Here is a 25,806-nt window from a genome sequence, read left to right on the forward strand (position 1 = left end):
ATTGCCGGCTCGGTCGGCGGCTCGGTCGGCGGCTTCGACGGCCCGGGTATCACACACCCCGATCACGTTGCTGCACGCTTCGGTCAATCCGGTGCGCGACTTTCGCTGCCGTGGCGCAAGGACTACAACGCGTTGGTGTACGTGCTCGCCGGTTCCGGGACCGTCGGTACGATCGGCGACCGATCGAAACCGGCCGGCTCGCGGTGTTCGGCGCCGGGGACACGATCGACCTCCAGGCCGACGCCCGACAGGATTCGAACAAGCCGAACCTTGAGCTGATCGTTCTCGGAGGGCAGCCGATCGGCGACGAAGTCGCCTGGTACGGCCCGTTCGTGATGAACACGCACGCCGAACCGGCGCAGGTGTTCGACGACTTCAAGGCGGGTCGAATGGGAAAGTTGCCGGCGGACCGAATCTGACGGCCGATCAACAGTGGCCGAAGATCATCGCCGGGGCATCTGACGCACCGTCAGAGCCCTTAGGGTGCAAGGGAATGCCTCACAGGGGCGACTGCGTGGGCTACGCAATGGAGCCGACCGGTCGCCCCTTGACGCTGTCCCGCCCACTGGCCACACTGAACAAGGTCAAATGGAACGTACCGGTTTGCCGCGCTATGAGCGCGGCCTGCGGAAAGAGGAGTGGAGCCGTCACCTCACCACCGTGAGCTCCGCCGCCGGGTCGAAGTGGCCCCGGTCGACGGGCGCGATGTGACACCGGACGAGAGGAGTCCGCGTATGTCCTGGCCCTCCCGGGTGGCACACGGCATCGGCGACGGTGACCGACGGCCGCCCCACGCTTCATATTTCGCCAATTCGCCGACCGGTTCGCGGGCGATCGATCCGGCTTCGATCGATGCGTTGCCCGCGGGTGTTCCGTCGACCCGTGTCAGGTCCGGTGCGACCGGGTCCTGGGGGCCGTGATGGCCGACGACTGGCGCAAGAAGTTCATGGAGAGCACGGTCAAGACCCGGGTCTCGTCCACGAACTGGATCGCGCTGAAAATCATCCACTCGAACGTGCTCACGATGCTCATCCTGGGCACCGCCGCGTTGTTCGCGGTGGTCCTGCATCTCAAGGGACGCGCGCGCGATGGTGAGTTGTTCGCGCTCGCGATCGCGGTGCCGTGGATACTGGCGGCATATCGGCACAGCCGTGCCTGCAAGCCGTGTCCACGTCAGTCGGGAGGGGGATAGGCGATGAGCGCGTACGAACCGCCACCGCCCCCCGAGGCACGCGGGCTTCGGCTCGGCGACCTGGTCCGTCGACGCCAACTCGCCGATCCGGACGACGAGGAGCCGGCCTTCCCGGCGCCTCGTGAGGATCGCGCGAGCAAGCCATCGCGCGCGTCCCACCCCCCTCGGGACGACGACGAGCCCTCCTGGCGGCGGGACTTGCGGGAGCGTCGGAAGCACCAGCGGGACGCGGCCGGCCCGGCCGAGGCCCGGCGTACGACCGAGCGCGCCGGCGGTTCGGACGCGCGCCCCGGGCGCGCCGCCGACGCCCGACGTGCCGACGAGGCCCGACGGGCCCAGGCGCAGCGGGCCGAACGCGGCACCGCCGACCCGGCGGACCCTCCGGCGCGACCCGCGGTGCGGCACGTGATGAAACCCCGCGACCCGGGACGCCACAACGCCCCCGCCACGCCCGTGGAGCGCGCGCGCAAGCTGCCGTGGCGCAAGTCGGCCAAGACGGCCGGACCCGCAGCGGGCGCCGCCGGAGCCGGCCCCGCGGCCGAGTCCGCGCGCGGCTCGGCCGCCGCCGGACTGGCCAGGTTCGTCCGCCGAGGTCCCGCGGCCGGCGCCGCGGACGATGCCGGTGGATCGGCCGATTCCGGTACACAGGGTGGGAGTTCGGGCATACCCAAGGTGCAGCCGCCGTTCGCGGGGGGTGCCGATGGGAGTGTCGGGCCCACCCGGGGTCCGTTCGGCGGGACCGACCTGGTCATGCTGGTTCCCGCCGGATTCGCCGCCTACTACGGTGCGGGGCTCCTGGTGAGCTGCTCATCGGAGGCAGGCTTCATGGCGGCCTTCTGCCTGTGGCTCATGATGGGCTTCTGGGTCGTGATCGTCAGCGCTAAATGGCCGCTGTTGCGGCTCATGCGCTGGGCCTGGGTGCTCGCCGGTCTGATGGCCGGCGCATCCATCCCCATCGGTGGCGGGTGACGGTGCGTGCGCCGTGAGTAGCTTACGAACCGTCATATCACGGGTACGCCAAGGCAAACAGGGACCGGCGGACGACCGCAGGACCGGAGGGGAATCATGCACATGTCGCTGAGCGCCGTGGCCGCTGCCGCGCCCGACTCCATCGTCGAGCTCCAGTTGGCGCTGCCCAACGAGACGAGCAGCGCCGGTCGTGGAGTGACCGTCGGTGTCCCAATCCTGATCATCTTCATTCTCTTTTACCTGGTCACACACAAGAACTACAAGATCGGTGGCCTGGTTCTGGCCTTCGTGGCCGGGGTGATGTTGTCCGGTACCCAGGTGGCGTCCTCGCTCTCCGAGCTGGTCGACCACTTCGTCACGGCCGGCGTCAACGCGGTCAGCGACACGTTCAGCTGAGTCGGGGCCGCACGGGCCGGGCCGCTCAGCGGTCGGGCCCGGCGGTCGTGCTTCGAAGGTGTGGGGGCGGGTGATGTCCGGCGTGCGATGGTCGTCACGGTGGTAGTCCCCAGGACATGAGCGATCCGCTGCACGTGATGACGTTCAATCTGCGCGGCCCGGAGAACCCGGCGCCGAACTCGTGGCGGGAGCGGTTTCCGCTCGTGGTGGAGTTGATCCGCCGCGAGCGTCCGCACGTGCTCGGCACGCAGGAGGGGCGCTGGCACCAGCTCCGGCCACTGGCACGCGAATTGCGGGCCGAGTACGACTGGATCGGCCTCGGGCGCAAGGGGGGCAGCGGGTCCGAGTTCGCCGCGGTCTTCTACGACATCGAGCGCCTGGAGCCGCTGGCCTTCGACCACGTGTGGTTGTCGGCGTTCCCACGCCTGATCGGATCGCGCACGTGGGGCAATTGGCGGCACCCTCGGATGATGACCTGGGTTCGCTTCCGGGATCTGTGCTCCGGCGCCGAGTTCGCCTTCGTGAACACGCATTGGGACCATGTCTCGGCCAATGCCCGGCGCAAGAGCGCGCACGCGCTGCGGGCTCTGCTGGCGCGCCGATTCGCCGGTGAACCGGCGGTCGCGGTGGGTGACTTCAACGTCGGCACCGACAGCGAGCCGTATGCGACCGTGACCGCGGGCGGGCTGCTGCGGGACGCGGACCCGGCCGGCACGGTCCGCACCTACAACAACTGGGAACCACCGGTCGACGGCGAGCGGATCGACTGGATCCTGGCCACGGCCGATTTCGACGTCGTCGACGCGCGCACGCTGACCTGGACCAGGGACGGCCGCTGTCCGTCCGATCACTGGCCGGTTCAGGCGTGGCTGAACCTGCGAACGGCGCGGTCCTGAGCCGGAATCGGTCGGCGCACGCCGTTTTTTCCCGCCCCCGGGTCATCCCTGATCGGCCAGCCAGTTGCCGTGGAACCCGAACGGCACCCGGCACGGCAGATGCACGGTGGCCACCGGATCGGCGGCGAGGTCGTCCGCGTCCAGTACGACCAGGTCGCTGGTGTCACTCGCCGCGTCGTACACGTAGGTGAGCAGCCACCCGGGTCCGCCCGGACGCTCGTCGGCGGGCACGAACGTCGCCTCTCCGGGCGTGCGGCCGGCGCCGAAGTCGTGGGCGAGGGCCGTTCCGTCGGTGAGGTCGTAGCGCAGCACCGCATGCTCGGTCACGGTGAAGCCGTGACGCGCGGGCAACCCGGCGAACCGGTCATCCACGCGCGGGAACTCCGATGCGCGGTCGTCGAGTTGCTCCTCGCGCACGGTCCCGGCGGTCAGGTCGATCGTCCACCGCCACAACGTCGCGGCGCCGTCCGGCTCGCCCGTGCGGTACAGGTGCGTCCGGCGCATGACGTACAGCACGATCCGGTCGGCGCCCTCGTCGTGCGCGTTCAGCGTGTGGAAGACGTAGCACGGGTCGACGTCGAACCAACGCACCGCGCCGTGTGGGTCGTCGCGCCGCAACACGCCCACCCGCGCGCCGTAACCCTCGTCCCACGCGTACGGCATGGTGCCCGCCCGGGCGCGATCCAGGTCGAACACCACCGGCAGGTCCATGAACACCACGTGCCCGGCGGTGAGGTTGAAGTCGTGCATCATCGTGTGGCCGGGGACGTCCAGGTCGCGGCTGACCACGAGTTCACCGGCCGCGTCGGCGCGGTGGTAGGTCACATACGGGGGGACCGGTGACCCGTAGCCGAAGAAGTGCAGTTCGCCGGTGGTCGGGCAGGTCTTGGGGTGCGCGGTCATCGCGGTGCGCAGCCGGCCGGCGAAGTCGTACGGGCCGATCGTGTCCAGCGACGCGGTGAGTTCGTAGGGGTACGAACTCTCGACGAGTGCGAAGGTGCGGCCCGCGTGCCGGACCACGTGGGTGTTGGCGACGCCGTTGGTCAGTTCGCGGGTGCCGTCGACGCGGCGCAGGGGTGCGTGGGTGTCGAAGTTGTTCGTGCGCACATAGCGGTTGCGGTACCACGCGGCCCGGCCGGCCGTCAGACGTACGCCGTGCACCATGCCGTCGCCGAGGAACCAGTGGCCGCTGGGGGTCCGCGGGTTGGGGCCGTTGCGCAGGTAGGAACCGGTGAGTTCGGCGGGGAGTTCGCCGCTGACCCGCAGCGTGGTCTCGATGCGCTCCTCGGTGACCGGGGCGTGGTTGCCGGTGAGGTGGAACGGCGTCATGATGCGGGCTCCTGGCGGGTGCGGGGCGTGGGGTGTGCTCGGTTCGAGTCGAGGGGTGCTCGGTTCGGGGCGCAGGTCAGCCGGCGTGCCGGGCCTGGACGATCGCCGGGTAGCGGGCGGTGAACATCGCCGGGACCACGAACCCGGCGGCCTGCACGGCGATCGCCAGGGTCGAGGCGAGGTCGTTGGCCTTGACCAGGTAGAGCGCGAGCGCGGTGACCGTGAAGCTCGCCGCCCAGACCGTGGTGATCACCACGTTGACCCGCAGGAAGCCGGGCAGGCCCCAGATCTCGCGCGGGGTGGTGCGGCGGGCGATCACCAGGGTGAACGGGTTGCGGACGGCCAGCGAGCCCCACGCGGTGATCGCGAGCCACGCGAACGAGGCGGCGCCCACGTAGCGGTGGAAGGCGGCGTCGGGGGCGGCGAACGCGATCGGGGTCAGCACCAGGAAGAAGGCCGCGCTGCTGTAGGCGAGCAGGTCGACTCCGCGGCCGGCCCGGTGGTCCTGGGCGGCCATCGCGACGGTGACGACCAGGGCGGCGAGGGCGCCCCACTGCCAGTTCGTCGAGGGGATGGCGGCGAAGACGATCCACGGTGCGAAGTTGCGTACGTAGTTCACGGGGTTCCCCTGACTCGACCCTGCCCTGCTGACATGTCAATAATGGACGTTCCTATTTCGACATGTCAATCCTGAGTGGTAAAGTCCCGGTCATGAGCCTCCGTCACGCCCTCCTGGGACTCCTCGCCAACCGGTCGGCCAGCGGCTACGACCTGTTGAAGGCATTCGAAACGTCACTGGCCAACGTGTGGCCGGCCACCCAGAGCCAGGTCTACGGCGAACTGGGCAAACTCTCCGCCGAGGGCCTGCTCGACGTGACCGCCGAGGGCCCGCGGGGCCGCAAGGAGTACTCGATCACCACGAGCGGGCGAACCGAGCTGCGGCACTGGCTGGTCGAGGTCGAGCCCGAACGGGTCCGGCGCAGCGGCATGCTGCTGCGGGTCTTCTTCCTGGACACGCTGGATCCGGCCGAGGCCCGGGACTATCTCGCCGCGCAGGCCGCGGCCGCGGCCGGCACCCACGCGGGGCTGCGGGAGGTGGAGGCGAACGTGGAGTGGGACGACAGCCCGCTGTCGATGTACGGGCGGATCGCGCTGGAATACGGGCTGCGGTTGTCGCAGGTGCAGCGCGAGTGGGCGAAATGGGCGGCCGAGCAGGTGGCACCGCCGGCGCAATGACCGGGCGCGGCCGGCCGAAGCCGGCCGCGCAGGCGGGTCAGCGGAATTCGTGCACGACCTCGATCGGACCGACGATGTGCTTGTTGAACTCGGCCAACTCCTCGGCCGGCACCCACAGTTCGAGGATTGTCCGACCGCCGGCCCGGCGCACCGGGTAGCGGATCACGAACTCGGTCTCGATCCGAAAACGGGTCACATAGCCGACGCCGGAGGCCGGCACGTTCCAATCGCGCGCGATCTTGATCGCGTAGTCCTCGTTCAATACCGGATAGAAGATCGGCTGGTCGGGCAGCCTGGCCGGCCACGCGGTCCAGCCGGACTCGCGCACGAGCTCCAACTCGGCCGGTCCGGTCGGCCGCCAGAGCGTCGTGGTGGGGATGGCGTTCATGGCCACATGGTGCGTCCCGGGGAGGTCCGGGTGAAAGCGGATTTCCCAGGTCGGGGTGGTCGCCCGGCGGCGTGCCGGGTGCCGCCGACAGAGTGACTTCCGCCTCGCTTCCGCCGTATCTGACGGACCGTCATGGAAGTTGCCGGCGAGCGCTGCTAGTTTCCGCGGCATGGAACACCGCATAGACCCCGAATTGCTCGCGATCCTCCCGTATCTGCCGACCGTGGACATCGCCGACCCGGCGGCCTTCCGCGCGTCGCAGCGGGCTCGCACCCAGCCGGTGCAGCGCCCGGACGGCCTGCTGGTCGAGGACCGGATCGTGGCCGGGAGCGTTCCGGTGCGGATCTACGTGGCCAAGGACGCGGCCGCGACGGCCGGCCCGGACGGCACGCTCGGGGTGCTGGTGTGGTTCCACGGCGGCGGCTTCGTGTTCGGCGACGTCGACAGCTCGGACGGCAGCTGCGTGGCCACCGCGCTGGAGGTCGGCTGCGTCGTGGTCAGTGTGGAGTACCGGCTCGCGCCCGAGCACCCGTTCCCGGCCGGTTTCGAGGACGCCTGGGCGGCGCTGTGCTGGGTGGCCGAGCACGCGTCATCGTTCGGCGCCGACCCGGCACGGATCGCGGTGGGCGGGGTCAGCGCGGGCGGCGGTCTGGCCGCGGCGCTGGCGCTGCGGGCACGGGACGAGGGTGGGCCGGCGCTGGCGCACCAGGTGCTCGACACGGCCGTGCTGGACGACCGCCTGGACACCCCGTCGATGCGCGAGTTCGAGACGGCGCCGCTGTGGGACCGGCGGCAGGCGGCCCTGAGCTGGCAGTACTACCTGGCCGGCGCCGAGCCCACCGCGTATGCGGCGCCGGCCCGTGCCGAGGACCTGACGAACCTGCCCCCGGCGTACATCACCGCCAACGAGCTGGACCCGCTGCGCGACGAGGCGATCGAGTACGCCTGTCGGCTGATTCGCGCCGGTGTCCGGGTCGAACTGCACCACCGCCCGGGTACCTTCCACGGCTCCAACGCCATCCCGGCCGCCGACGTCTCGCGCCGCGCCACAGCCGACATCCGCCGGGCCCTGCGGGCTGCGTTCGAGGTCGCGTAGCCGGCCGTCCTAGGGTGGGGGCGTCGGTGTGTTCGGGCTGCGGAAGGTGTTGTCGTGATCGTCGCGTTCTCGGTGTCCCCACTCGGCGTCGGTGAAGACGTCGGGGAGGCGGTCGCGGAAGCCGTCCGGGTGGTGCGGGCCAGTGGGTTGCCGAACCGCACCGATGCGATGTTCACCTCGATCGAGGGTGAATGGGACGAGGTGATGGCCGTGGTGAAGGAGGCCGTCGAGGCGGTCAAGGCGCGCTCGAACCGGGTCAGCCTGGTGCTCAAGGCGGACATCCGCGACGGGGTCGTGGACGGATTGACGGCGAAGGTCGAGACGATCGAGCGGTATCTGGCGTAGCTCGCGCGGGGGCGGAAGCCGAAGCCCGGAGCCGGGCCGAAGCCTGGGGTTCCGAAGCCGGGGGCCGTGGCCTGAAGCCGAAGCCACTGTGGGCGCCGCCTCGGTGGGCGCCGCCGTCGTGGCCACGAGTCGGCGGACCCGAACTCGTGGCCCGCGATCGGGTGCCCGCGGTCCCTCGGGTCAGATGCCGAGCACGTTGGCGGCGCTCGGGCCCTTCTGGCCGTCCTGGATCTCGAATTCGACCGACTGGCCCTCGGCGAGCGTTTTGAAGCCGTTGCCCTGGATCGCGCTGAAGTGCACGAAGACGTCCTTACTGCCGTCCTCCGGGCTGATGAAGCCGAATCCCTTGGCATCGTTGAACCACTTCACGCTCCCCTTGATCCTGGCCATCTGGTCGCCTCTCCCGAACTCCGAAGTACCGCGTGGGTACGCGCGCATCGAGCCTGCCCAACCCGCCGGGTACCGGAAACCAGGAACCCGGTCGGGCGGCCTGTAACGGATCGACGGGTCCATCCCATTCCCCTGGTGACGTCGACGAACGGGGGCATCGCATGGCAGGCGCGAGCGACGCGCACTTCCAGGAGTTCGCCGCCACGCACAGCCGCAGGCTGTTCCGTACCGCGTGCCTGCTCACCTCGGGGGACTGGCACGGCGCCGAGGACCTGCTCCAGGAGACGCTGGGCAAGCTGTATCCGAGGTGGCGCCGGATCAGTCGCATGGATTGGCCGTTCGCCTACGCGCACACCACCCTGGTCCGCACCTACCTGGAGCAGCAGCGCCGCAAGAGTTCCACCGAGCGCACCACCGACTCGGTGCCCGAGCACCCGGACCGCCCGATGGGGGACCCCGAGCTGCGGCTCACCCTCCTCGACGGCTTGGCCGCACTCGCGCCGAAGGATCGGGCGGTGCTGGTCCTGCGCTATTGGGAGGACCGCTCGGTGGAGCAGACCGCCGACGTACTGGACCTGTCCGAGGGGGCGGTACGGGTGCGCGCGCATCGGGCCCTGGACCGGCTGCGGGCGTTGCTCGGCGAGCAACTGGCCGGGCTCGCCCTCGACCGGACGTGACCGGGGCCGAGCCGATGCCCGGGCGCGGATCCGGCCGTACGGGCCCATCGGCGGGTACGCGGGCCGGTCGCGCGCTTGCACCGGTCCGGCCGGGCCGACTGCTTCGACGCTTCCACATGTTCCTGGTCATGTCCCACCTTCACCCATGTTTCCGCATCTCCGCGGAGCTCTCGCGCTCCGACCGAAAGGACCGGTGATCGCATCGTGACCGCCGACCACCCGGGCTCGACCGCCCGGGATCCGGATGGGCAAGTCCCCGGCCGGGACCACGACTTCGAGCGAGACCTACCCGGCGCGTTGAGCACGCTGGCCGATACGTTCCCGGAGCACGACCCCGACGTGATCCCTCGCGGACTCGCGCGCGGCAGGCAACTCCGCCGGGTTCGGCGCCTTCGGCTCGGCGCCGCCGCGTGCGCGATGGCGGTCGCCGTGGTGGGCGGCGGCGTCGCCATCGATCGAAGCCTGGCGGCCGACAGGTCACCGGCCTCCCGCCGTACCCTCCCGGACGCGGACCTGCCCACGGGTTGGCCTGTGACGGGGAATCAGATGACCTCCGTGCTCAGGAGCCTGTTGCCGGCCAAGGGGAAGGTGAGCGACGTCTTCGGTACGGGGTCGCAACTCACGCCCCGGGAACCGCAGATGATCGCCAAGAACCCGACCGCGAAGCTCGTGTACCGCGACGCGGGTGGTGCGACCGGCGTACAGGTGAAGTTGTCACGCCCGGCGCCGGACACCCCGGATGCCCGGCTCGCCGACTGTGGCGCCGTCGACGAACGCAAGCCGTACGACGAATGCAGGGCCACCAGGCGGCCGGACGGCTCGAAACTGACCGTCGCCAAGACCCACCTCGACGCGTGGGGGGAGGAACGACAAAAGCATTGGCGGGTCTTCCTGGATCGACCCGACGGCGGCCGGATCGCGGTGGACGCCTACAGCGGAGGAGTCCGGGACCAGCACATCGGTTCGGACAAGGGCACCATCGGGATCCGGGAGGATCCGCGACTGTCGATCGAGAACCTCACCCGGATCGCGACGGACGCACGCTGGGAGAAGGCCGTCACCGCGCTGCCGACGCCGGACAAGCGCGTGCTGGCGATCCTGGAGAGTGTGCTTCCCCCGGGACTGAACGTCACTGCCAAGGGGGAGCCGGAGTACGGTGCCTCGCTCATCGTCAAGGACGCGCGAGGCAAGTCGGGCATCAGCGCGAACGTCCGTGTCACCGACGAGCCGCTGCAGAGCTGCGCCGGAAATCCCGACTGTCGAACCAAGACGCTGCCCGATGGGACCACCACCTTCGCCGTTCGGCGACCGGTGGGCAACGCTCCGCCCGGCTTCGTCCAGTGGGGAGCGGGTGTGCGCTATCCGGATGGGCGCACGGTCTGGGTCGACGCGGGAAATTCCTCCAGCGGCCACACGGTCATGACCGCGGACGAGGACGTGGAAGGGGTCCTGTTCGAGGCGGAAGTCGGGTCCTTCAAGCCGTCCCGCGACGAACCGGTGCTGACCCTGGACCAACTGGAGGCGATGGCCGCCGACCCGCGCTGGACGCGGTAGGGCTCGACCCGGCGAAGCTCCATCTCGGTTGCCCGAGGTGGGGTTTCGCGATGCCCGCCGAGTTGTCGTCGAAGGCGGGCCGGCTCACGGTCGACGAACGCGTCCTTCCCGAGGCTTCCGGCCTCCCGTCGGGTGGGTTCACCGATGCGCACGAAATCCGTTGTACGGAGGGGCTGTCCGAGAGGCCGGCCGTTTGTCGAGGTCAGGCCGTGGGTGCGGTTTTCCGTCGTGCGGACGAGGCGCTCTCTAGGACCCACTGGGCCGGCCGCCTCTCCGAGGCGGCGGCCGGCTCCGGGTGGTGGCGGCGGTGTGGCACCGCGGTGCGGCGGCGATGAGCGGCGACGGGACAACGGTGGGGCAGCGTCACTCGCGAGGGTGATTGACGGCGGGCGTCGTTGCACTGTGTGCTGTTCCGTGTCCGAAACGTAAGTCGGCCCCCGCCGGTGCTAGAACACCGGTACGAGGGCCTGACCACCGAACGAGAGGCTACAACCCCCTCGCCATGGCTGTATCCCAGGGTATCGATGCCCCCACCCCTGTCCAGGACCCCGTCGTCGCCGTGTTGGCCCAATACGGCGCCCTTTCGGGGCGCGCGTTGGAAGCGGCCCTCCGCTACCACGTGATGCCTGCGGGCACTCCGCTCACCGTCGAAACCATCCGCGAACTCCTCGACGTGGGCGCGCACATCGCCCGCCGCGTGCTTCGTGAACTGACCGAGGCCGGCATCGTGGTGGCCAAGCGCTTACGGGACTCGGCGACCGGGCGGCTGCTCGGCCGCCTCACCGAGTGGTCCGGGCCGCGCGCGGCCGGGGACGTGCCCGCGCCGGCTGCCGCGTCCGTCGAGGATCCCGCCGTACGCGCCCTCGCGCTGCTGCGCTCGCTCGCCGACGTCGACGAACGATTGGCCTTCAAGGATCGGGAGTTGCGCACCCTCGTACCCTTCCTGCTGGCCCGGCTCGCGGACGGCGACACCGAGGTCGAGGTGTTTCGCGAACTCACCGAGGACCTGCCGCCGCCGGGGCGCGCGATCAAGACCGGCCTGCTGCACTACCGCCTCACCAAGGCTCCGAAACACCCCGTGCTCCCGACCCAGTCGCGCCGGCCGCGCCTGGTGGAATGCTTTGACTGCGGCCGTCCCGGCCCCGCCCTCGCCCCCGGCGACCTGTGCCGACACTGCCGCACCGGCACCGACCCGACTCCCCTCGACGGAGCCGCCCGAGCAAGACGCCTCGAACAACTCGCCGAACGGGCCCTTTAGGGCAGGTGGCCCGACCGGGGCAAGGCGGCTCCGACGACTCGTCGACTCGCCTTGCCGGTCCGTCCCCCCGATGGGGGATCGGAGTTGTTCGCTAGATTCTGGATGGGTAGCGTCCAGCATATGCACATGAGCGAAGGCGTGGAGTGGGCGCTGCACAGCTGCCTCAACCTGGCATGGGCCGAATCGGGCACGGCCGTCACGGCCACGAAGCTGGCCGCGTTCTACGGCCTGCCCGCCGCATACCTGAACAAGCAACTCCAGGCGCTCGCGCGGGCCGGCATCGTCACCTCGACCTCCGGCCCACGCGGCGGCTTCCGGCTCGCCCGCGCTCTCAAGGACATCACCCTGATGGACGTGGTCGTCGCGATCGAAGGCCCCGACCCCGCCTTCCGCTGCCAACAGATCCTGCACAACGGTCCCGACGCGGACCCCACGGCCGACTACCGCACCTCCTGCGCGATCGCCCAGGCCATGTCCCGAGCCGACCTCGCCTGGCGCCACGAACTGGCCGCCCAGACCCTGGCCGACCTGAGAGCCACCGTCGAATCCCGCTCCCCGGAGACTCCGGAACTGACCCGGGCCCGGCTGGCCAAGAAGTAACCGCCGTTGCCCCGGGCGCGGCGGCAGGCGGGGGCTGCTGCCAGGGCGTACGTCGCTTCCAGGGTCTGCGTCGCTTCTAGGGTGTATATCGCGGAACTCCGTCGATCGGCCCCGGAGGTGCCATGCCCCTGCAGATGAAGTTGTGCGCGATAACCCTCGACTGCCCTGATCCGCAGGCTCTGGCGGCGTTCTATCAGCAGGCCACCGGCCTCGAACCGCATCCGAAATCCGATGCCGACTTCGCCGGTCTCAACGGTGCGGACGGCCTCTTCATCGGCTTCCAGCGGGTCGACGACTATCGAGCTCCCAGCTGGCCCGATCAAAGCGTTCCCCAGCAGTTCCACCTCGACTTCGAGGTCGACGACCTGGACGAGGCCGAGGCCCGGCTGCTGGAACTGGGTGCGGCCAAGCCGGATCACCAGCCCGACCAGGACAGGTGGCGGGTACTCACCGACCCGGCCGGACACCCCTTCTGCCTGGTCGGCCGCTGACCACTCGCGCCCGGTCGGGACCTGTCGGGCCCTGCGGCGTCGAGGCGTTGGCTCGGGCCTTCCGAAGGCATCCAGCCGGGTCGGCTGCCGGGGGGCGGGCCCGCCGTCGGCTGCGTCGCGCTCGGCGCGGAGCAGACCGGTCCACGTACCCGGTGTCCCCGCCTCGTCGCCCGCGATCGGCACCACGTACGGCCGGCCTTCGTACGTCGGCGGATTCAGCCGCCACACCTGGGCCGTTGGATGCCCGCTACCACCGGCCATCCTCCGTGGTGGTGGCGGCAGCACGGTCGCGGGTGCGCTGATCGACGAGGGCTCGGACGACGGTGAGGAAGTTGTCTCGCGCCCGGGTGGCTCGTGTCGGGGTCCGGTTCCAGATGGCGCCGATACGCCAGGAGACCGCGTCGAACGTGTCGGACGCGTCGTCGACGGCGATCGGGGTGACCGTCGCGGTGGGCGCCGCGATGCCGGCGGCGCCGGCCGGGACCAGGGCCGCGCCGACGCCGGCCGCGACGAGCGCAAGCACCGTCTGGAGGTCGGACGCCTCTTGCACGAGTACGGGCCGAGCCCCGAACTCCTCCTCGAACGACTCGATCTGCCGTACCAGCCCGGGACCCTTGGTCCGAGTGAGCCGCACCACCGGACGCCCCCGCAACCACTCGGCGACGCCGACCGGATCCGTCGGCGGTGGATCCTGATCCCCGGGCGCCGCCACGGCCAGGGTGTCGGTCAGGACCACGAGCCGCCCCACGTCCTCCGGCGCCGGCAAGCGAACGAAGCCCACATCGAGGTCGCCGGCCCGTACCGCCTCGACCTGCGCGTCGGACGACATGTCCTCCAACGTGATCCGGACCCCCGGGAAGCGCCGCCGAAAAGCCGCCACGGCCTGCGGTGCCAGATCGATCCCGGACAACCCGAACCCGACCGCGAGACTCCCCGCCTCCCCACGCTTGAATTGCGCGGCCCGTCGGGTCAACAGATCGGCCCGCCGCACCAGATCCCGCGCCTCCGGCAACAGGGCCGCCCCCAGCCGGGTCGGCTCGGCCCCCCGCCGTCCCCGGACGAACAACGCGCCGCCAACCTCGGCCTCCAGAGCCTGGATCCGCTTGGTCAGCGCCGGCTGAGTGATCGACAGCCGCTCTGCCGCCACCCCGAACCCACCGCAGTCCGCCACCACCACGAGCGCCCGCAGCAACCGCACATCCATGCGAGAAGCCTAGGCCGAGATCCATTCCACCGAGTTATCGAAGCCGCCCAAACATTCATTGGACCGGAGCCGTGGTTGTCGACTCTCATGGATGTGGACAGGGGGCGGGCGGGGACGCCACCGGCCGGCTCGTCGGCCGGGGCCGGACTCGCGGCATCGAAGCCGAACGTGCCGATGCATCCGTGCCGGGACCTCTACCGGCGGGGGTGTGCCGGTCGATGCGCCGACCGAATCGACGAGTGCCGGACCTGACCTCGCAGGCATCGGCTTGGCCAGCGACCACCGGCGACCACCGGCGAGCGTGGACGCCGGACCGGGTCCGGGGCGGGGCCGCCGATGGGCCGGGGTGCCGCAGCCGTTTGCAAGAGCGCGGGGCCGCCTTTGTCGGTGCCCGACCCGACCCCACCCGCAGCCGCCACCTGACCGGAGCCACGCACCGCATCCGATCCCGACCAGCGCCCGCACCCACCCGCCCACCAGACCAGAGCCGCCCACCAGGCCAGGCCACACCTGGCGCGACCGAGCCCCACAGCCGGACCGAGAGCCGGACCCGAGCCGGCGCCGGACCCGGATTCGTCCAGACCCACGAGCGGAAGTCATCCATGGACCAGTTGTTGCGTTGCGCGTCGGTACAGTTCGAGCCCCGTCCGGATGACAAGTCGTACAACCTCGCCCGCGTCGAACACTTCGTCCGGCAGGCGGCCGCCGATGACGTACGCCTGGTCGTACTCCCCGAGATGTGCCTCCTGGGCTACTGGCACCTGCGCCGCCACACTCCCGACCGGCTCCGCGAACTCGCCGAGCCGCTCTCCGGCCCATCCGTCGGCCACGTTCGCCGCCTCTCCGTCGAGCTGGGTGTAGCCGCCGGCCTCGGCTTCCTCGAAATCGACGAAGCAGACGGCCGCCTCTACAACTCGTACGCCGTCTGCCTGCCGGACGGCCGAGTGCACTGCCACCGCAAATTGCACGCCTTCGAGCACGAGGCCATCTCCAGCGGCGACCGCTACACCGTCTTCGACACCCCGTGGGGCCCACGCGTGGGCATCCTCATCTGCTGGGACAACAACCTCGTCGAAAACGTACGCGCCACCGCCCTGCTCGGCGCCTCGATCCTGGTCGCCCCGCACCAAACCGGCGGCACCGCCTCCCGAAGCCCCCACTCCATGCGCCCGATCCCGATGACCCTGTGGGAAGCCCGCCACCGCGACCCCGCCGCGATCGAGGCGGCCTTCCGCGGCGAAAGCGGCCGGGCCTGGCTGCTCCGTTGGCTCCCGTCCCGCGCCCACGACAACGGCCTGGCGCTGATCTTCAGCAATGGCGTGGGCCGCGACGACGACGAAGTCCGTACCGGCAACGCGATGATCCTCGACCCCTACGGCCGAATCCTCACGGAGACCTGGGCCGCCGACGACACCATGGTCACCGCCGACATCGACCTTTCCCTGATCCCGATGTCCACCGGCCGCCGCTGGCTCAAGGGTCGCCGCCCCGACCTGTACTCCATCCTCACCCACCACTTCGGCGACGAACGAGACCCGAAAACCGCCCGCTTCTCCACGGAGCCGCCCACCCTCGAACCCTCACCGACTCAGGGCGAGTCGCCCTCCGGCTGAGCCCGCGATGCCCGGTACGACTCGGTGCGAACAGTTGGCGCGGGCCCGGGTCGGATTCACAACTCACCTACCCGCGCCGTCCTTCGCATGTCACGGTCCGGCCGGACGATCGCCGTGTCCGCCGTGTCCGCCGAGGCCGTGAGTTACCTGGCCCGAATCGCTTCCGCCGGGACCTCGAAGACGATCGAGAGCCCGTCGCGCTCGTTCCCCTTCTCGCCGACGCGCGTGAAGCCGAAGCCCGCGATGGTGGCCAGGGAGGCGTTGTTGTCGGATCCGATCGTGGCCCGCACGGTCCTGACACCGGGTTCGGCGGCGGCTCTGTCGAGCAGCGCCGTCAGCATGGCGCGGGCATAGCCCTGGCGGCGGTACCCGGGCACGACGGTGTAGCCGACCTCCACCACGCCGGCCGCGTCCGGCGGCCCGTGGAACCCGGCGTCGCCGACGACGACCCCGTCCGGCTCGGACACCGCGGCCCGCGTGATCCAGGGCGCGGCAGACGGGTCCTTCGCGAGCTGGTCGGCGCGATAGCCGAAGATCCAACGGGCCCGGTCGCAGACGAAGTGTTCGTCAAGGGCGACCCCGGCCTCGGCGCTGCCACCGGCGAGGTCACCGTCGGCAAGCGCCCGCAGCGCCTTTTCGCCGAGTTCGACGAAGCGGACGCGTTTGGGGATGGAAAGAGGTTCGTTGTTCACCGCGGAGATGCTCACTCAGAACCGGAAGGTTGTCCACCGCTTTACGGTCCCGGCGGACATCGTGCCCGTCCCGGGTCGTCCCACCCCTTCGCTCACCGATCGGTCAGCACGACCAACTTGCCCACGGTATGGCCCATTTCCATATCCGTATGCGCCTGCCGAATGTCATCGAGCCGGTAGACGTGCGTCGGCCCCAGCGAAATCCGCCCCGCAGCGATCTCGTCGAGACAGCGCTGCAACACCTCACCGGGCAGATCACCACTCTCGCCCCCATAGGCCGTCAGCCGAACGCCCTTCGGCAGATACCCGATGGGATAGAAGTCCCGCACGAGCCACTGATTCGACAACATGCCGGTAAAACACACCGTCCCATGCACCCGCGTGGCAGCCAGCGTGTCCGGCAACGTCGGCGTCCCGACCAACTCCAACGCGGCATCGACCCCATCGGGGTACAACGCACGAACCGCCTCGGCAACGCTCCCATCGTCGACCAACACGTGGTCGACCCCCTGGGCCTTCAACGCATCACCATTCGCGGCCTTACGCGTCGTCGCCAACACGGTCGCCCCAAGCCCCTTGCCCAACGCCGCGGCCGCCAGCCCCACCGACGAAGTCCCCCCGCGAATCAGCAGGGTCTGCCCCGCGGCCAGATCCAACCCGGTGGTCAACGATCCATAAGCGGTCTGCAACGTCTCCGGAACCGCCCCGATCACCTCCCAAGCCAACTCCGACGAAAACGGAATGACCTGCCCCACCGGCACCAACGTGTACTCCGCGTACCCGCCGTCGTAGGTCCGCCCCATATTCCCCATCATCGTCACCACTTGCTGCCCGACCGCGAGCCCACACCCCCCATCGGCCGGATCAAGCCCATCCACAACCCCCACAGCCTCAATCCCCGGCACCCGCGGAAACGTGACCCCCTCAGCCAATCCGAGCCGCGTATGCAACTCCGACCGATTGAGTCCGAACGCCTTCACCGCGACCCGAACCCACCCAGGCCGCACCTCGGGAACCGGCAATTCCCGCACCACCAAATTCCCCACAGCCCCAGGCCCACTCAACACAACAGCCCGCATGGTCCCGCCCACCAAGTCCTCCATCCCCTGGCCGCACCAAAGCACCGCAACACCCACCTGGCACACCCATCCGGCACACCGACTCCGGTACATCCGACTCCGGTACATCCCCGGAATTCGTCGTCCCTACCGCTCGATCCATTCGCCGCCGCCCAGCGGGTAGTCGTACCCGGGGCGGCCCACGTCGGCGCTGGTGCGAAAGGGCGTGCCCTTGTTGTCGATGTGCACCGTGCCGCGGCGTCCGCCGCTCGACCAGTCCAGGGTGAGATCCCAGCGCACGTCGTGTGCCTTGGTGCGCACGACGACGTAGAAGACCTCCGGGTCGGACGCGCTGACCTTGTACGGGAAGTCGCGCTGCCCGTTCTTTACGGTGACGGTAGGGCTGCCCTTGTCGAGGTCGATGTCGAACGATTCGGTGTCGACGTCGCCGCCGCAGCCGACGCCCATCGAGTAATCGTTCCAGGCGAGAGGCGCGCCCTTGCCGACGATGCGTACGTGCAGCGCCTCCAGCACCACGGTGTCCCGGTCGCGGCCCTGGATGGTGAGGGCGACCTTTTGCTCATTCGAGGAGACCGCGCCGTACGCGCCTGCCCAGCGCGTGGCGTCCCGCTCGTTCGCGGGTGGCCCGACCTGTTCGGGGGCGCTGTCGACGAGGAAGTGCTGGCTGCACGGGCTGGTGTAGACGTAGGGGCGAATGCCCACGTTGAGTGGGGCGGTGCCGTTGCCGCCGTCCCCGGTGGACTCCTGAGCGCCCGGCGTGCCGCCGCTCTTCGAGGCGCCGGGGCCGACCTTGTCGGCCTTGGTCGTGCCGGCCGGGGCCTCCGCATCGGGGGAGGCCGGCGCGAGGGGCTGATTCCGGGCCTCGGCGGTGCCGGTGATCGCGGCACCGGGACCGGCGGCCTTTCGTTGTTCGGCGGCGGTGCCTCCGTCGCCGGACAGCGGACGCACGACGGCCATCACGACTCCCAGCACGGCCGCCACTGCGACGAAGGCGATCGCCATCACGGTACGGCGACGCCGTGCCGCGGGCTTGCGCGGCACGTCGACGAGAGCCGACCCACCGTCGCCACCTGTTCCGCGCGACGCCGTCGGGTGAGCCGAGCCCACCTCGGGAGCCGGGACAGGGGTCTCGGCGAAGCCCGGCACTGGGCCCGACTCCGTCCCGGACGTCGTGCGCGCCCGCTCGGCCGCATCCTCCACCGAGTCGTCATCCACCCTCTCCGGCGAGCCGGCAGCATCAGCGGGCTCGGCCGGACCGGGCCCCTGAACCGAACCCGTCGTCGGGGGCGGAGCCGGGACGGGATCCGCAGCCGTGGCGGGGGCTGTGGCCGCGGCCGTGGCCGGAGCCGGATCCGCCCGGCGCGCTCGTGCCGCGTCCGCCAGAATCCAGCACCGGTGCAGCTCCACCAGCTCCTGCGGCGTTGCCCGGCACACCCGTGCGAGGCGCTCCACCGGTGCGTATTCGTTCGGCACCGCGACGCCGTTGCAGTAGCGATGCAGTGTCGACGTACCCGTGTGCAGCCGCTTGGCCAGGGCGCCGTAGCTCAGTCCGGAGCGGTCCTTGAGCTCCCGCAGCAGTCGCGCGAACGCATCCGCTTCCTCGGCTCCTGTTGCCTCCGGCACCCGTTCCTCCATCCCCGTGTCCCATTCCGCGTTCCAGGAGCGCTGCATTTCCCCTGCTCAGAGCAGGTTTTGCCGTTCCGGCGTCCCCAACTGCCCGCTGTGTATGGCGGTTGGGACGGTCCGCCGCACAAGCTGACGATCATTCAAACAGCTCAACCTCCCGACACCGTAAGGGGCTCCACCCCATGTCCAGCCTTCGTACCTTCCGCCCCCGTCTCGTCGGCGCCGCGACGCTGGCGCTCGCCGCACTCCTGCTGACCGCGTGTGGCGACGACACGGGCTCCGACGGCAAGGCATCGGCGTCCGGCGCAACCGCGCCGCCGAACTCCCCTTCCACCGCGGCGCCGGCCACCTCGCCGTCCACGGCCGCATCCGCCGATTCCCCCTCCTCCCGGCCCTCTTCCTCGAACGCCAAGCCCGGCCCTGCCACCACGCACGGCCCGGCCGACCGGCCCGACTCCGGCAACCCGGTCACCTGCGAGGGCTCCAACACCAAGACCGTCGCGGCCCCGCTGAACCGCCCCGTGAACCACATGCTTCTCACCGTCACCAACACCGGTGGCAAGACCTGCTTCCTCTACGGCTACCCGGGCGTGCGCTTCGGCGAGGCCCAGGCCGTGCCGCCCGTCATCCAGGACTCGCGTCCGCAGGCCGTCGTCACGCTCAAGCCGGGCGAATCCGGCTACGCCTCCGTCAACCTGTCCGCCGCCGACGGCAGCGGTGGCAGCGGCCACACCGAGAAGTCCGTCGCCGTCTACTTCCAGGGCCCGTCCGGCAACGAGAGCGTCGGCGCGGGCGCCCACCCCGCACTGCCCGCGAAGGGCGCCTACATCGACGACTCGCTCAAGGTCACGTACTGGCAGCAGTCAATGGACAACGCCGTGACCTGGTAGACGAACCACAGCGCAGCCCTTCGCGCCCATCGGCCACATGAGCCGGCCCACAACCCGAATCATCGCGGCCGCAATTCCGAAACCGAACAAGAAGTCCAACCGCCGACCCGCATCCGGCCCGCAAGGCGCAGTAGGCCCCAAAACGACAAAGGCCCAGCCCACGGAAAACCATCCGCGACCTGGACCTTCATCAAACGAGCGGGCGACGAGAATCGAACTCGCTTTCCAGGCTTGGGAAGCGCCGTTCCAGCGATGCTTGCGAACGCGCCCGGACCAGCCTGCATCCTCGCCGGTGCTACCGGCTCGACAGCCCGTGAGTACACCCTCTGCTGACCGCGAGCCCCCACCCGTTCTGGCACGCATGGCACGGCAGCCGTCCAAGCGCGGACCTAGTGCTCTACGACGAGACGAGGCCGATGTACTCCTCTCCCTGCGCGGCGCCTTCCCGCGCCCGGGCCGTGGGACCTTGGTAAACCGAGAAGATTGACGGCGACGGACGAGACGAATGACGGAGGCAGGACGGTGAATGCGCGAGGAATGCGTCGCAGGGCTGCGAAGGCCGCCGCCGAGCCCGTCCCTGAGACGTCCCACGCGGATGCGATGACCACGGGCGAGGTCGAGGAGTTCGACCAGGCCTATGCGGAGGCCGCGCTCGGTGACGCGATGGCCCAAGCTGTTTACGACCGCCGCATCGCACTCGGCTGGACGAAGGCGGAACTCGCCCGCCGCGCGCGGATGAACGAGCGGGTCATCCGCCGCCTTGAGGACGGCGGCCGACCGGTGACCACACCGACACTGCTCCGCCTGGGACGGGCCCTGGGAGGGCACTTCACGGTGGCATTGCTCAGTGACAACCCGGTGGTGACCTTCAAGCCGGCCGCCCGACGGGCAACGCGGTCGACGACTCGGTCGGCTTGTCGCGTCCCCGCGACTTCAACGACGCGCGGAGGCCAATCCCTGCCGGCCGGGCTCCCCCACAAGTCTCGCAGCGCCACCACTGCCGGAAATACGGTGCATTGGCTCAGGGTAGATGCGTAACGGGTAGTGCCGGACGTTGCGTCACGAGGTGGCAGTCGCACTGCCAAGCCGTTTGCCGACGTCATCGCGAAGCGGGTCAAGAAGTTCAGGGCCGACTTCGACGCGCATCCGGCACGGATCCCGCATGCGAGGTGCGGCGAGGCCGGAAACGGCGAAGGCCCAGTCCACGGATTCCTCCGTGCCCTGGGCCTTCGTGTGCGAGCGGGCGACGAGAATCGAACTCGCGTTCTAAGCTTGGGAAGCTCATGTTCTACCATTAAACTACGCCCGCATCAGGCGCCCCAAGGGGAACCCTGCACGGTCACTCTACCGGATGGCCGCGCGTGGTTGCAGCAACGATTCGTGGTGGGGGTCGGTGGGGCGGTCGGGTGGCTCGGAGCGTTTGGGTGGATCCGGGGGCCTGCGCTTACCCTTTCCAGGTGCTTCTATCGGACAAGGACATTCGCGCGGAGATCGACTGCGGTCGGGTTCGGATCGATCCCTACGAGCCGGCCATGGTTCAGCCGTCGAGTGTGGACGTTCGACTCGATCGGTTCTTTCGGGTCTTCGAGAACCACAAGTACCCGCACATCGACCCCGCCGTCGAGCAGCCGGATCTCACGCGCATGATCGAGCCGCCCGAGGGCGAGCCGTTCATCCTGCATCCCGGTGAGTTCGCGCTCGGCTCGACCTATGAGGTCGTGTCGTTGCCGGATGATGTGGCCTCCCGGTTGGAGGGGAAGAGTTCGCTCGGGCGGCTCGGGCTGCTGACGCACTCCACCGCCGGGTTCATCGATCCGGGCTTCTCGGGGCACGTGACGCTGGAGTTGTCCAACGTCGCGACGCTGCCGATCAAGCTGTGGCCGGGGATGAAGATCGGCCAGTTGTGCATGTTCCGGCTGTCGTCGCCGGCCGAGTTCCCGTACGGGTCCTCGGTGTACGGGTCGCGGTACCAGGGACAGCGCGGGCCCACCCCCTCCCGCTCGTTCAAGGACTTCCACCGGACGAACGTCCGCGACTAGGTCGTGGCAAGGCGGCGAGGCGGCGACCCCGCCGACGCCGCGTGCCGCGACCGCGAGCAACACCCGCGACCGACCGACCGCCACCGCGATCGACCACCACCCGCGATCGACCCTCGCCGAAGCGAAGATAGGCATACCCGGACATGAGTGACGTGCGCGAAAACCTCACTTGGCCGCTCTTCGGCCAGGCCACGCGTGAGCTGGCGATGCAGGTCGCGGAGGACGGGTACGAGCCCGACATCATCCTGTCCATCGCCCGCGGCGGCGTGTTCGCGGCCGGCGCGCTCGCGTACGCGCTGGACGTGAAGAACCTGCACCTGGTCAACGTCGAGTTCTACACCGGGATCGGGACCACGTTGGACATGCCGGTCATGCTCGCTCCGGTGCCGGATGTGGTGGACTTCTCGAACAAGAAGGTCTTGATCGCGGACGACGTCGCGGACACCGGCAAGACGCTCCTGCTGGTTCGGGACTTCTGCGAGGGCAATGTCGCCGAGGTGCGCTGTGCCGTCGTCTACGAGAAGCCGCAGTCGCTGGTCAAGTGCGAGTACGTGTGGAAGCACACCGACGACTGGATCAACTTCCCGTGGTCCGTGGAGCCGCCGGTGGTCACCCGTCAGGGCCAGATCCTCGACGCCTGAGCCAAGCCGAAGCCGAAGCACAGGCCCCGGCGTCCGTCACTGCCCGACGCACGCTACCGGCCCTGCGTGCTGAACCGCATCAACGCGCCCAGTACGTCCACCGCCCCCGGCAGCCCCCGCTCGATCGGATCCGGCGGGACCGCCCAGCGGGTGCGTTCGCCGCATGCGGTGGACGAGGGCGGGGCCGGTACGAAGTGGCCCACCGCGTGGTGGCGGACGTCGAACCGGGCCGTGTCGTTGTGGTCGACCGTGTACCAGTACAGGTTGCGCGCGCCCGGGTCGACCAGGAACAGCAGCCGCTCGCCCGGTAGGTGCAGGACCGGCCCCAGCGGCAGGCCGGTCACCTCGAGTTGGCGGATCGCCGCGTAGCCGACCTTCGCCGGGGCGTCCAGGACGTCGAACTCCAGCCCGCTCGCGAGCAGGACCGTGTACGGCTTCCCGCTCCACCATTCCCAGACGTCGTCGGTCGATCGGGTGGCCCGGGTCAGCCCGGGTTCCGCGGCCGGGTGGGCGCCCGGGTCGGGGCAATCGGTGTCGCCGCACGAACATCGGCCGTCTTCGACGTAGGCACCGGGCAGGACGGGCCACCCGCGATCCACGACGTAGAAGAGAGCGGCGGCCTGGAGCGCAGCCCGGGTGCGTTGCCGCACAAGCATGTCCGTTCCGTTCCTCACAACCGCGATGGCGACGAGATGTCGTGCGCGGAAAGGTGTACTCCCACGAGTACACCGCCCGAAGCGGATGCCGACCAGATCCGCAACGCGGCCCGGCCGTGCCACTTGTGGTCCACCCGGTCCACTGCCGGCACGCTTCGCCCACGGCCTGACCCGCCGTCAGACCGCAGCGGCGCCCACCACAGCCGCGCCCGCCGCCGCCCTCACGCCGCTGCCACCGACAACCCACGAGGCCACAACCTCACAAGCCACCACGCCCCGCCGTCACGACGCCCCGACCTCACGACGTCAACGGCAGCTTCAACACCAGCAGCAACGCGATCAACTCGACCGCGACACACCCCAGCGCCCGAGGCCACGGCAACTCGTGCACCCGCGTCATCAACATCGTCAGCAGCCACGCGGTCAGCGCGAACGACGCGATGCCGATACCGGCCACGATCGGATTGTCGTCAGGTGCGAACAGCGCGACCACCAGCCGCGGCGCGTCCGCGATCCAGACCAGGATCATCGACAGCGTGATGAACGGCGTGGGCGACCCGTTGCCGCCGAACTGGGTCGCGAGCGCATGCGACACCAGCCCGAGCAGTGCGCAGAACGCCGGCACCATGACGATCACGATGCCGAGCGCGGGCACGCTCGTACTCATCGTCGAGTCGACGAGTTCCTTGCGGGACGCGTCGTTCGCGAACACCGCGAGCGCGCCGCCGAGCGCGGACATGATCAGCGCCGGCCACCACACCGCCTGGTCGCGAACCGCGTCCATGGTGCGCAACGGGCGCAGTACGAACCCGCTCAGCACCTCTTTCCAGTGCAGATGCCGCGGCGGCGGACCGCTGAACTGCTGCGGCTGCTGGTACGGCTGCTGTTGGCGAGGCGGCACCGCGGGCGTCACCGTCGTGTACTCCTCCGGCGGCGCCCCGTAGATGTACAGGCTCGTCTCGTCCGGCAACGACAGCGGCCCATAGTTCGGGTCGCCCGAACCGCCCTGTCCACCCTGCGGCGACGAAGGCGGAGGCGGCGGTGGAATCTGCTGCCCGTATCCCTGCTGCCCGTATCCCTGCTGCCCATACCCCTGTTGGCCACCGTACTGGCCCTGTTGGCCACCGTACTGATCGCCGTGAGCCCCGCCGTGCTGAGGTGGGTAACCCTGGCCGGCAGGCGGGGGCTGTTGCCGGTACGGGTCGTAGGGTCCATTGCCAGTCACATCAATGACGGTACCGGCAGTTCGACCCCCCGCGTCGTCCCGGGACGGTCGTAATTCGGGCACAAAAAAGTGATCGCCGTCGACCCTCCCACGGGAGGGTCGACGGCGATCGCGTCATCCGTCACACGAGCCCTACTTGGCGTCCGCGTCCTCCAGGGGCTCCTCGGCCGCCGGTGGTTCGGGGAGTTGTACGGACTGCAGCAGGAGTTGTGCCACGTCGACGACGCGCAGTTCCTCCGCGGCCTCGCCGGCCTGCTTCTTGGCGTTGATCGAGTCGGTGAACATCACCAGGCAGAACGGGCACGCGGTGGAGACGATGTCCGGCTTCAACGCCAGCGCCTCGTCCATGCGCTCGTTGTTGATGCGCTTGCCGATGCGTTCCTCCATCCACATCCGCGCACCACCCGCGCCACAGCAGAAACCCCGCTCCTTGTGCCGGTGCATCTCCTCGTTCCGCAGACCCGGAACCCGCGCGATGATCTCCCGCGGCGGCGTGTACACCTTGTTGTGCCGGCCCAGATAACACGGGTCGTGGTAGGTGACCAGGCCGTCCACCGGCTCCACCGGCGTCAACCGCCCCTCGTCCAACAGGTGCTGCAACAACTGCGTGTGGTGGACCACCTCGAAGTGCCCCTCCAACTGCGGATACTCGTTCGCCAGCGTGTTGAAGCAGTGCGGACACGTGGTCACGATCCGCTTGCGCGGCGCGTCCTCCAACGCCCCGTTCAACGTCGCCACGTTCTGCGCCGCGAGCATCTGGAACACCACCTCGGAACCCAACCGGCGCGCCGAGTCACCCGTGCAGGACTCCTCCTTGCCCAGGATCCCGTACCTGACACCCGCGATGTGCAACAGCTCGGCGAACGCCTTCGTGGTCTTCTTCGGCCCGTCCGCCAACGCCCCCGCGCACCCCACCCAGAACAGGTACTCCAACTCGGCGGGCTCGACGTCCTGCCCCACGATCGGCACCTCGATGCCGGTCGCCTTCCTCAACTCCCTGACCCAGTCCAGGCGGGCCTTGGTCGCCACACCCCACGGGTTGCCCTTGTTCTCCAACCCCTTGAGCATCGTCGCCGCCTCGGAGGGGAACGCGCTCTCGATCAACACCTGATACCGGCGCATGTCCACGATGTGGTCCACNTGCTCGATGTCCACCGGGCACTGCTCCACACACGCCCCGCACGTGGTGCACGACCACAACACGTCCGGNTCGATCACCCCGTTCTCCGCCGCCGTGCCCACCAGCGGCCGCCCGGCCTCCGCCAGAGCCGACGCCGGGACCCTCGCCAACTGCTCGGGAGTGGCCCTCTCGTTGCCCTCCTCG

At 69.8% G+C, this 25,806-nt stretch carries 29 protein-coding genes and 1 tRNA gene; 18 read left to right on the forward strand and 12 right to left on the reverse strand.

Annotation, left to right across the window (positions count from 1 at the left end):
• Positions 1–203 precede the first annotated feature (203 nt).
• From A3IC_RS72190 to A3IC_RS61065, 5 genes are all read left to right on the forward strand, one after another.
• Positions 204–419, forward strand: coding sequence for a pirin-like C-terminal cupin domain-containing protein (locus A3IC_RS72190; protein ID WP_020557407.1), 216 nt, complete (start codon positions 204–206; stop codon positions 417–419).
• A 500-nt stretch (positions 420–919) separates the two neighbouring features.
• Complete coding sequence (locus tag A3IC_RS0149150; RefSeq protein ID WP_020557408.1) at positions 920–1,192, forward strand: hypothetical protein; 273 nt, start codon at positions 920–922, stop codon at positions 1,190–1,192.
• Positions 1,193–1,195: 3 nt separating this feature from the next.
• A complete protein-coding gene (locus tag A3IC_RS0149155; RefSeq protein WP_026219647.1) occupies positions 1,196–2,161 on the forward strand; it encodes a hypothetical protein in 966 nt (321 codons plus the stop codon).
• A 102-nt stretch (positions 2,162–2,263) separates the two neighbouring features.
• The gene (locus tag A3IC_RS0149160) at positions 2,264–2,557 is read left to right on the forward strand and encodes a hypothetical protein (RefSeq protein WP_020557409.1); all 294 of its coding nucleotides are present in this window, start codon (positions 2,264–2,266) and stop codon (positions 2,555–2,557) included.
• Positions 2,558–2,673: 116 nt separating this feature from the next.
• Positions 2,674–3,453: an endonuclease/exonuclease/phosphatase family protein gene (locus A3IC_RS61065; protein WP_020557410.1), complete on the forward strand. Its 780-nt coding sequence runs from the start codon at positions 2,674–2,676 to the stop codon at positions 3,451–3,453.
• A gap of 42 nt (positions 3,454–3,495) precedes the next feature.
• On the opposite strand, the gene A3IC_RS0149170 is transcribed toward A3IC_RS61065, so the two are convergent.
• Together A3IC_RS0149170 and A3IC_RS0149175 are read right to left on the reverse strand one after the other, a co-directional pair.
• On the reverse strand, positions 3,496–4,782 hold the full coding sequence (locus A3IC_RS0149170; protein ID WP_020557411.1) for a carotenoid oxygenase family protein: 1,287 nt from the start codon (positions 4,780–4,782) through the stop codon (positions 3,496–3,498).
• 76 nt (positions 4,783–4,858) lie between these two features.
• On the reverse strand, positions 4,859–5,401 hold the full coding sequence (locus A3IC_RS0149175; protein ID WP_020557412.1) for a hypothetical protein: 543 nt from the start codon (positions 5,399–5,401) through the stop codon (positions 4,859–4,861).
• 92 nt (positions 5,402–5,493) lie between these two features.
• Here A3IC_RS0149175 and A3IC_RS0149180 point away from each other — a divergent pair, with 92 nt between their 5' ends.
• Positions 5,494–6,018: a PadR family transcriptional regulator gene (locus A3IC_RS0149180; RefSeq protein WP_020557413.1), complete on the forward strand. Its 525-nt coding sequence runs from the start codon at positions 5,494–5,496 to the stop codon at positions 6,016–6,018.
• A gap of 37 nt (positions 6,019–6,055) precedes the next feature.
• Here A3IC_RS0149180 and A3IC_RS0149185 read toward each other — a convergent pair whose 3' ends face one another.
• Positions 6,056–6,406: a hypothetical protein gene (locus A3IC_RS0149185; RefSeq protein WP_020557414.1), complete on the reverse strand. Its 351-nt coding sequence runs from the start codon at positions 6,404–6,406 to the stop codon at positions 6,056–6,058.
• Between the two features lie 169 nt (positions 6,407–6,575).
• On the opposite strand from A3IC_RS0149185, the gene A3IC_RS0149190 reads away from it, so the two are divergent.
• Together A3IC_RS0149190 and A3IC_RS0149195 are read left to right on the forward strand one after the other, a co-directional pair.
• Complete coding sequence (locus tag A3IC_RS0149190; RefSeq protein WP_020557415.1) at positions 6,576–7,502, forward strand: alpha/beta hydrolase; 927 nt, start codon at positions 6,576–6,578, stop codon at positions 7,500–7,502.
• Between the two features lie 54 nt (positions 7,503–7,556).
• Positions 7,557–7,847 carry an MTH1187 family thiamine-binding protein gene (locus tag A3IC_RS0149195; RefSeq protein ID WP_020557416.1) on the forward strand — a complete coding sequence of 97 codons (291 nt, stop codon included), beginning with the start codon at positions 7,557–7,559 and terminating at the stop codon, positions 7,845–7,847.
• Between the two features lie 180 nt (positions 7,848–8,027).
• Here A3IC_RS0149195 and cspE read toward each other — a convergent pair whose 3' ends face one another.
• Positions 8,028–8,237, reverse strand: a complete 210-nt coding sequence (gene cspE / locus A3IC_RS0149200; protein WP_020557417.1) for a transcription antiterminator/RNA stability regulator CspE — start codon at positions 8,235–8,237, stop codon at positions 8,028–8,030.
• 161 nt (positions 8,238–8,398) lie between these two features.
• On the opposite strand from cspE, the gene A3IC_RS0149205 reads away from it, so the two are divergent.
• The 5 genes from A3IC_RS0149205 (at position 8,399) to A3IC_RS0149225 (ending at position 12,817) form a co-directional block, all read left to right on the forward strand.
• Positions 8,399–8,914, forward strand: a complete 516-nt coding sequence (locus tag A3IC_RS0149205) for a SigE family RNA polymerase sigma factor (protein WP_020557418.1) — start codon at positions 8,399–8,401, stop codon at positions 8,912–8,914.
• Between the two features lie 204 nt (positions 8,915–9,118).
• The gene (locus A3IC_RS0149210) at positions 9,119–10,468 is read left to right on the forward strand and encodes a hypothetical protein (protein ID WP_020557419.1); all 1,350 of its coding nucleotides are present in this window, start codon (positions 9,119–9,121) and stop codon (positions 10,466–10,468) included.
• A 502-nt stretch (positions 10,469–10,970) separates the two neighbouring features.
• Entirely contained in the window at positions 10,971–11,726 is a 756-nt protein-coding gene (locus tag A3IC_RS0149215) for a GntR family transcriptional regulator (RefSeq protein ID WP_158696419.1), read from the forward strand.
• Between the two features lie 120 nt (positions 11,727–11,846).
• Entirely contained in the window at positions 11,847–12,326 is a 480-nt protein-coding gene (locus A3IC_RS0149220; RefSeq protein WP_020557421.1) for an RrF2 family transcriptional regulator, read from the forward strand.
• Between the two features lie 122 nt (positions 12,327–12,448).
• Positions 12,449–12,817, forward strand: a complete 369-nt coding sequence (locus A3IC_RS0149225; protein WP_020557422.1) for a VOC family protein — start codon at positions 12,449–12,451, stop codon at positions 12,815–12,817.
• A gap of 247 nt (positions 12,818–13,064) precedes the next feature.
• Here the strand turns inward: A3IC_RS0149225 and A3IC_RS61070 are convergent, their stop codons facing one another.
• A complete protein-coding gene (locus A3IC_RS61070) occupies positions 13,065–14,021 on the reverse strand; it encodes a LysR family transcriptional regulator (protein WP_020557423.1) in 957 nt (318 codons plus the stop codon).
• Positions 14,022–14,623: 602 nt separating this feature from the next.
• Here A3IC_RS61070 and A3IC_RS0149235 point away from each other — a divergent pair.
• Positions 14,624–15,634, forward strand: coding sequence for a nitrilase family protein (locus A3IC_RS0149235; RefSeq protein WP_020557424.1), 1,011 nt, complete (start codon positions 14,624–14,626; stop codon positions 15,632–15,634).
• Positions 15,635–15,777: 143 nt separating this feature from the next.
• Here the strand turns inward: A3IC_RS0149235 and A3IC_RS0149240 are convergent, their stop codons facing one another.
• The 3 genes from A3IC_RS0149240 to A3IC_RS0149250 form a co-directional block, all read right to left on the reverse strand.
• Positions 15,778–16,326: a GNAT family N-acetyltransferase gene (locus tag A3IC_RS0149240; protein ID WP_040878791.1), complete on the reverse strand. Its 549-nt coding sequence runs from the start codon at positions 16,324–16,326 to the stop codon at positions 15,778–15,780.
• Positions 16,327–16,418: 92 nt separating this feature from the next.
• The gene (locus tag A3IC_RS0149245) at positions 16,419–17,405 is read right to left on the reverse strand and encodes a zinc-binding dehydrogenase (RefSeq protein ID WP_026219650.1); all 987 of its coding nucleotides are present in this window, start codon (positions 17,403–17,405) and stop codon (positions 16,419–16,421) included.
• 126 nt (positions 17,406–17,531) lie between these two features.
• Positions 17,532–19,076 carry a helix-turn-helix domain-containing protein gene (locus A3IC_RS0149250; protein WP_020557427.1) on the reverse strand — a complete coding sequence of 515 codons (1,545 nt, stop codon included), beginning with the start codon at positions 19,074–19,076 and terminating at the stop codon, positions 17,532–17,534.
• A gap of 137 nt (positions 19,077–19,213) precedes the next feature.
• On the opposite strand from A3IC_RS0149250, the gene A3IC_RS0149255 reads away from it, so the two are divergent.
• Entirely contained in the window at positions 19,214–19,921 is a 708-nt protein-coding gene (locus A3IC_RS0149255) for a DUF4232 domain-containing protein (protein WP_020557428.1), read from the forward strand.
• Between the two features lie 600 nt (positions 19,922–20,521).
• Positions 20,522–20,959, forward strand: a complete 438-nt coding sequence (locus A3IC_RS63705) for a helix-turn-helix domain-containing protein (RefSeq protein ID WP_086018564.1) — start codon at positions 20,522–20,524, stop codon at positions 20,957–20,959.
• Between the two features lie 200 nt (positions 20,960–21,159).
• Here the strand turns inward: A3IC_RS63705 and A3IC_RS0149265 are convergent.
• Positions 21,160–21,230, reverse strand: a tRNA-Gly gene (locus tag A3IC_RS0149265).
• Between the two features lie 148 nt (positions 21,231–21,378).
• Between A3IC_RS0149265 and dcd the strand changes: the two genes are divergently transcribed.
• Together dcd and A3IC_RS0149275 are read left to right on the forward strand one after the other, a co-directional pair.
• Positions 21,379–21,960, forward strand: a complete 582-nt coding sequence (gene dcd, locus A3IC_RS0149270; protein ID WP_020557430.1) for a dCTP deaminase — start codon at positions 21,379–21,381, stop codon at positions 21,958–21,960.
• Between the two features lie 143 nt (positions 21,961–22,103).
• Positions 22,104–22,601, forward strand: coding sequence for a phosphoribosyltransferase (locus tag A3IC_RS0149275; RefSeq protein ID WP_020557431.1), 498 nt, complete (start codon positions 22,104–22,106; stop codon positions 22,599–22,601).
• A 53-nt stretch (positions 22,602–22,654) separates the two neighbouring features.
• Here the strand turns inward: A3IC_RS0149275 and A3IC_RS63710 are convergent, their stop codons facing one another.
• From A3IC_RS63710 to A3IC_RS61090, 3 genes are all read right to left on the reverse strand, one after another.
• Positions 22,655–23,257 carry a bifunctional DNA primase/polymerase gene (locus A3IC_RS63710; RefSeq protein WP_020557432.1) on the reverse strand — a complete coding sequence of 201 codons (603 nt, stop codon included), beginning with the start codon at positions 23,255–23,257 and terminating at the stop codon, positions 22,655–22,657.
• Between the two features lie 298 nt (positions 23,258–23,555).
• Positions 23,556–24,482 carry a Yip1 family protein gene (locus A3IC_RS61085; RefSeq protein ID WP_158696420.1) on the reverse strand — a complete coding sequence of 309 codons (927 nt, stop codon included), beginning with the start codon at positions 24,480–24,482 and terminating at the stop codon, positions 23,556–23,558.
• A gap of 132 nt (positions 24,483–24,614) precedes the next feature.
• Positions 24,615–25,806, reverse strand: a 1,192-nt coding sequence (locus A3IC_RS61090; RefSeq protein ID WP_020557434.1) for a (Fe-S)-binding protein, incomplete at its 5' end; no start/stop codon positions are given.

It is taken from the genome of Embleya scabrispora DSM 41855, from assembly GCF_000372745.1.
Lineage (GTDB): Bacteria > Actinomycetota > Actinomycetes > Streptomycetales > Streptomycetaceae > Embleya > Embleya scabrispora.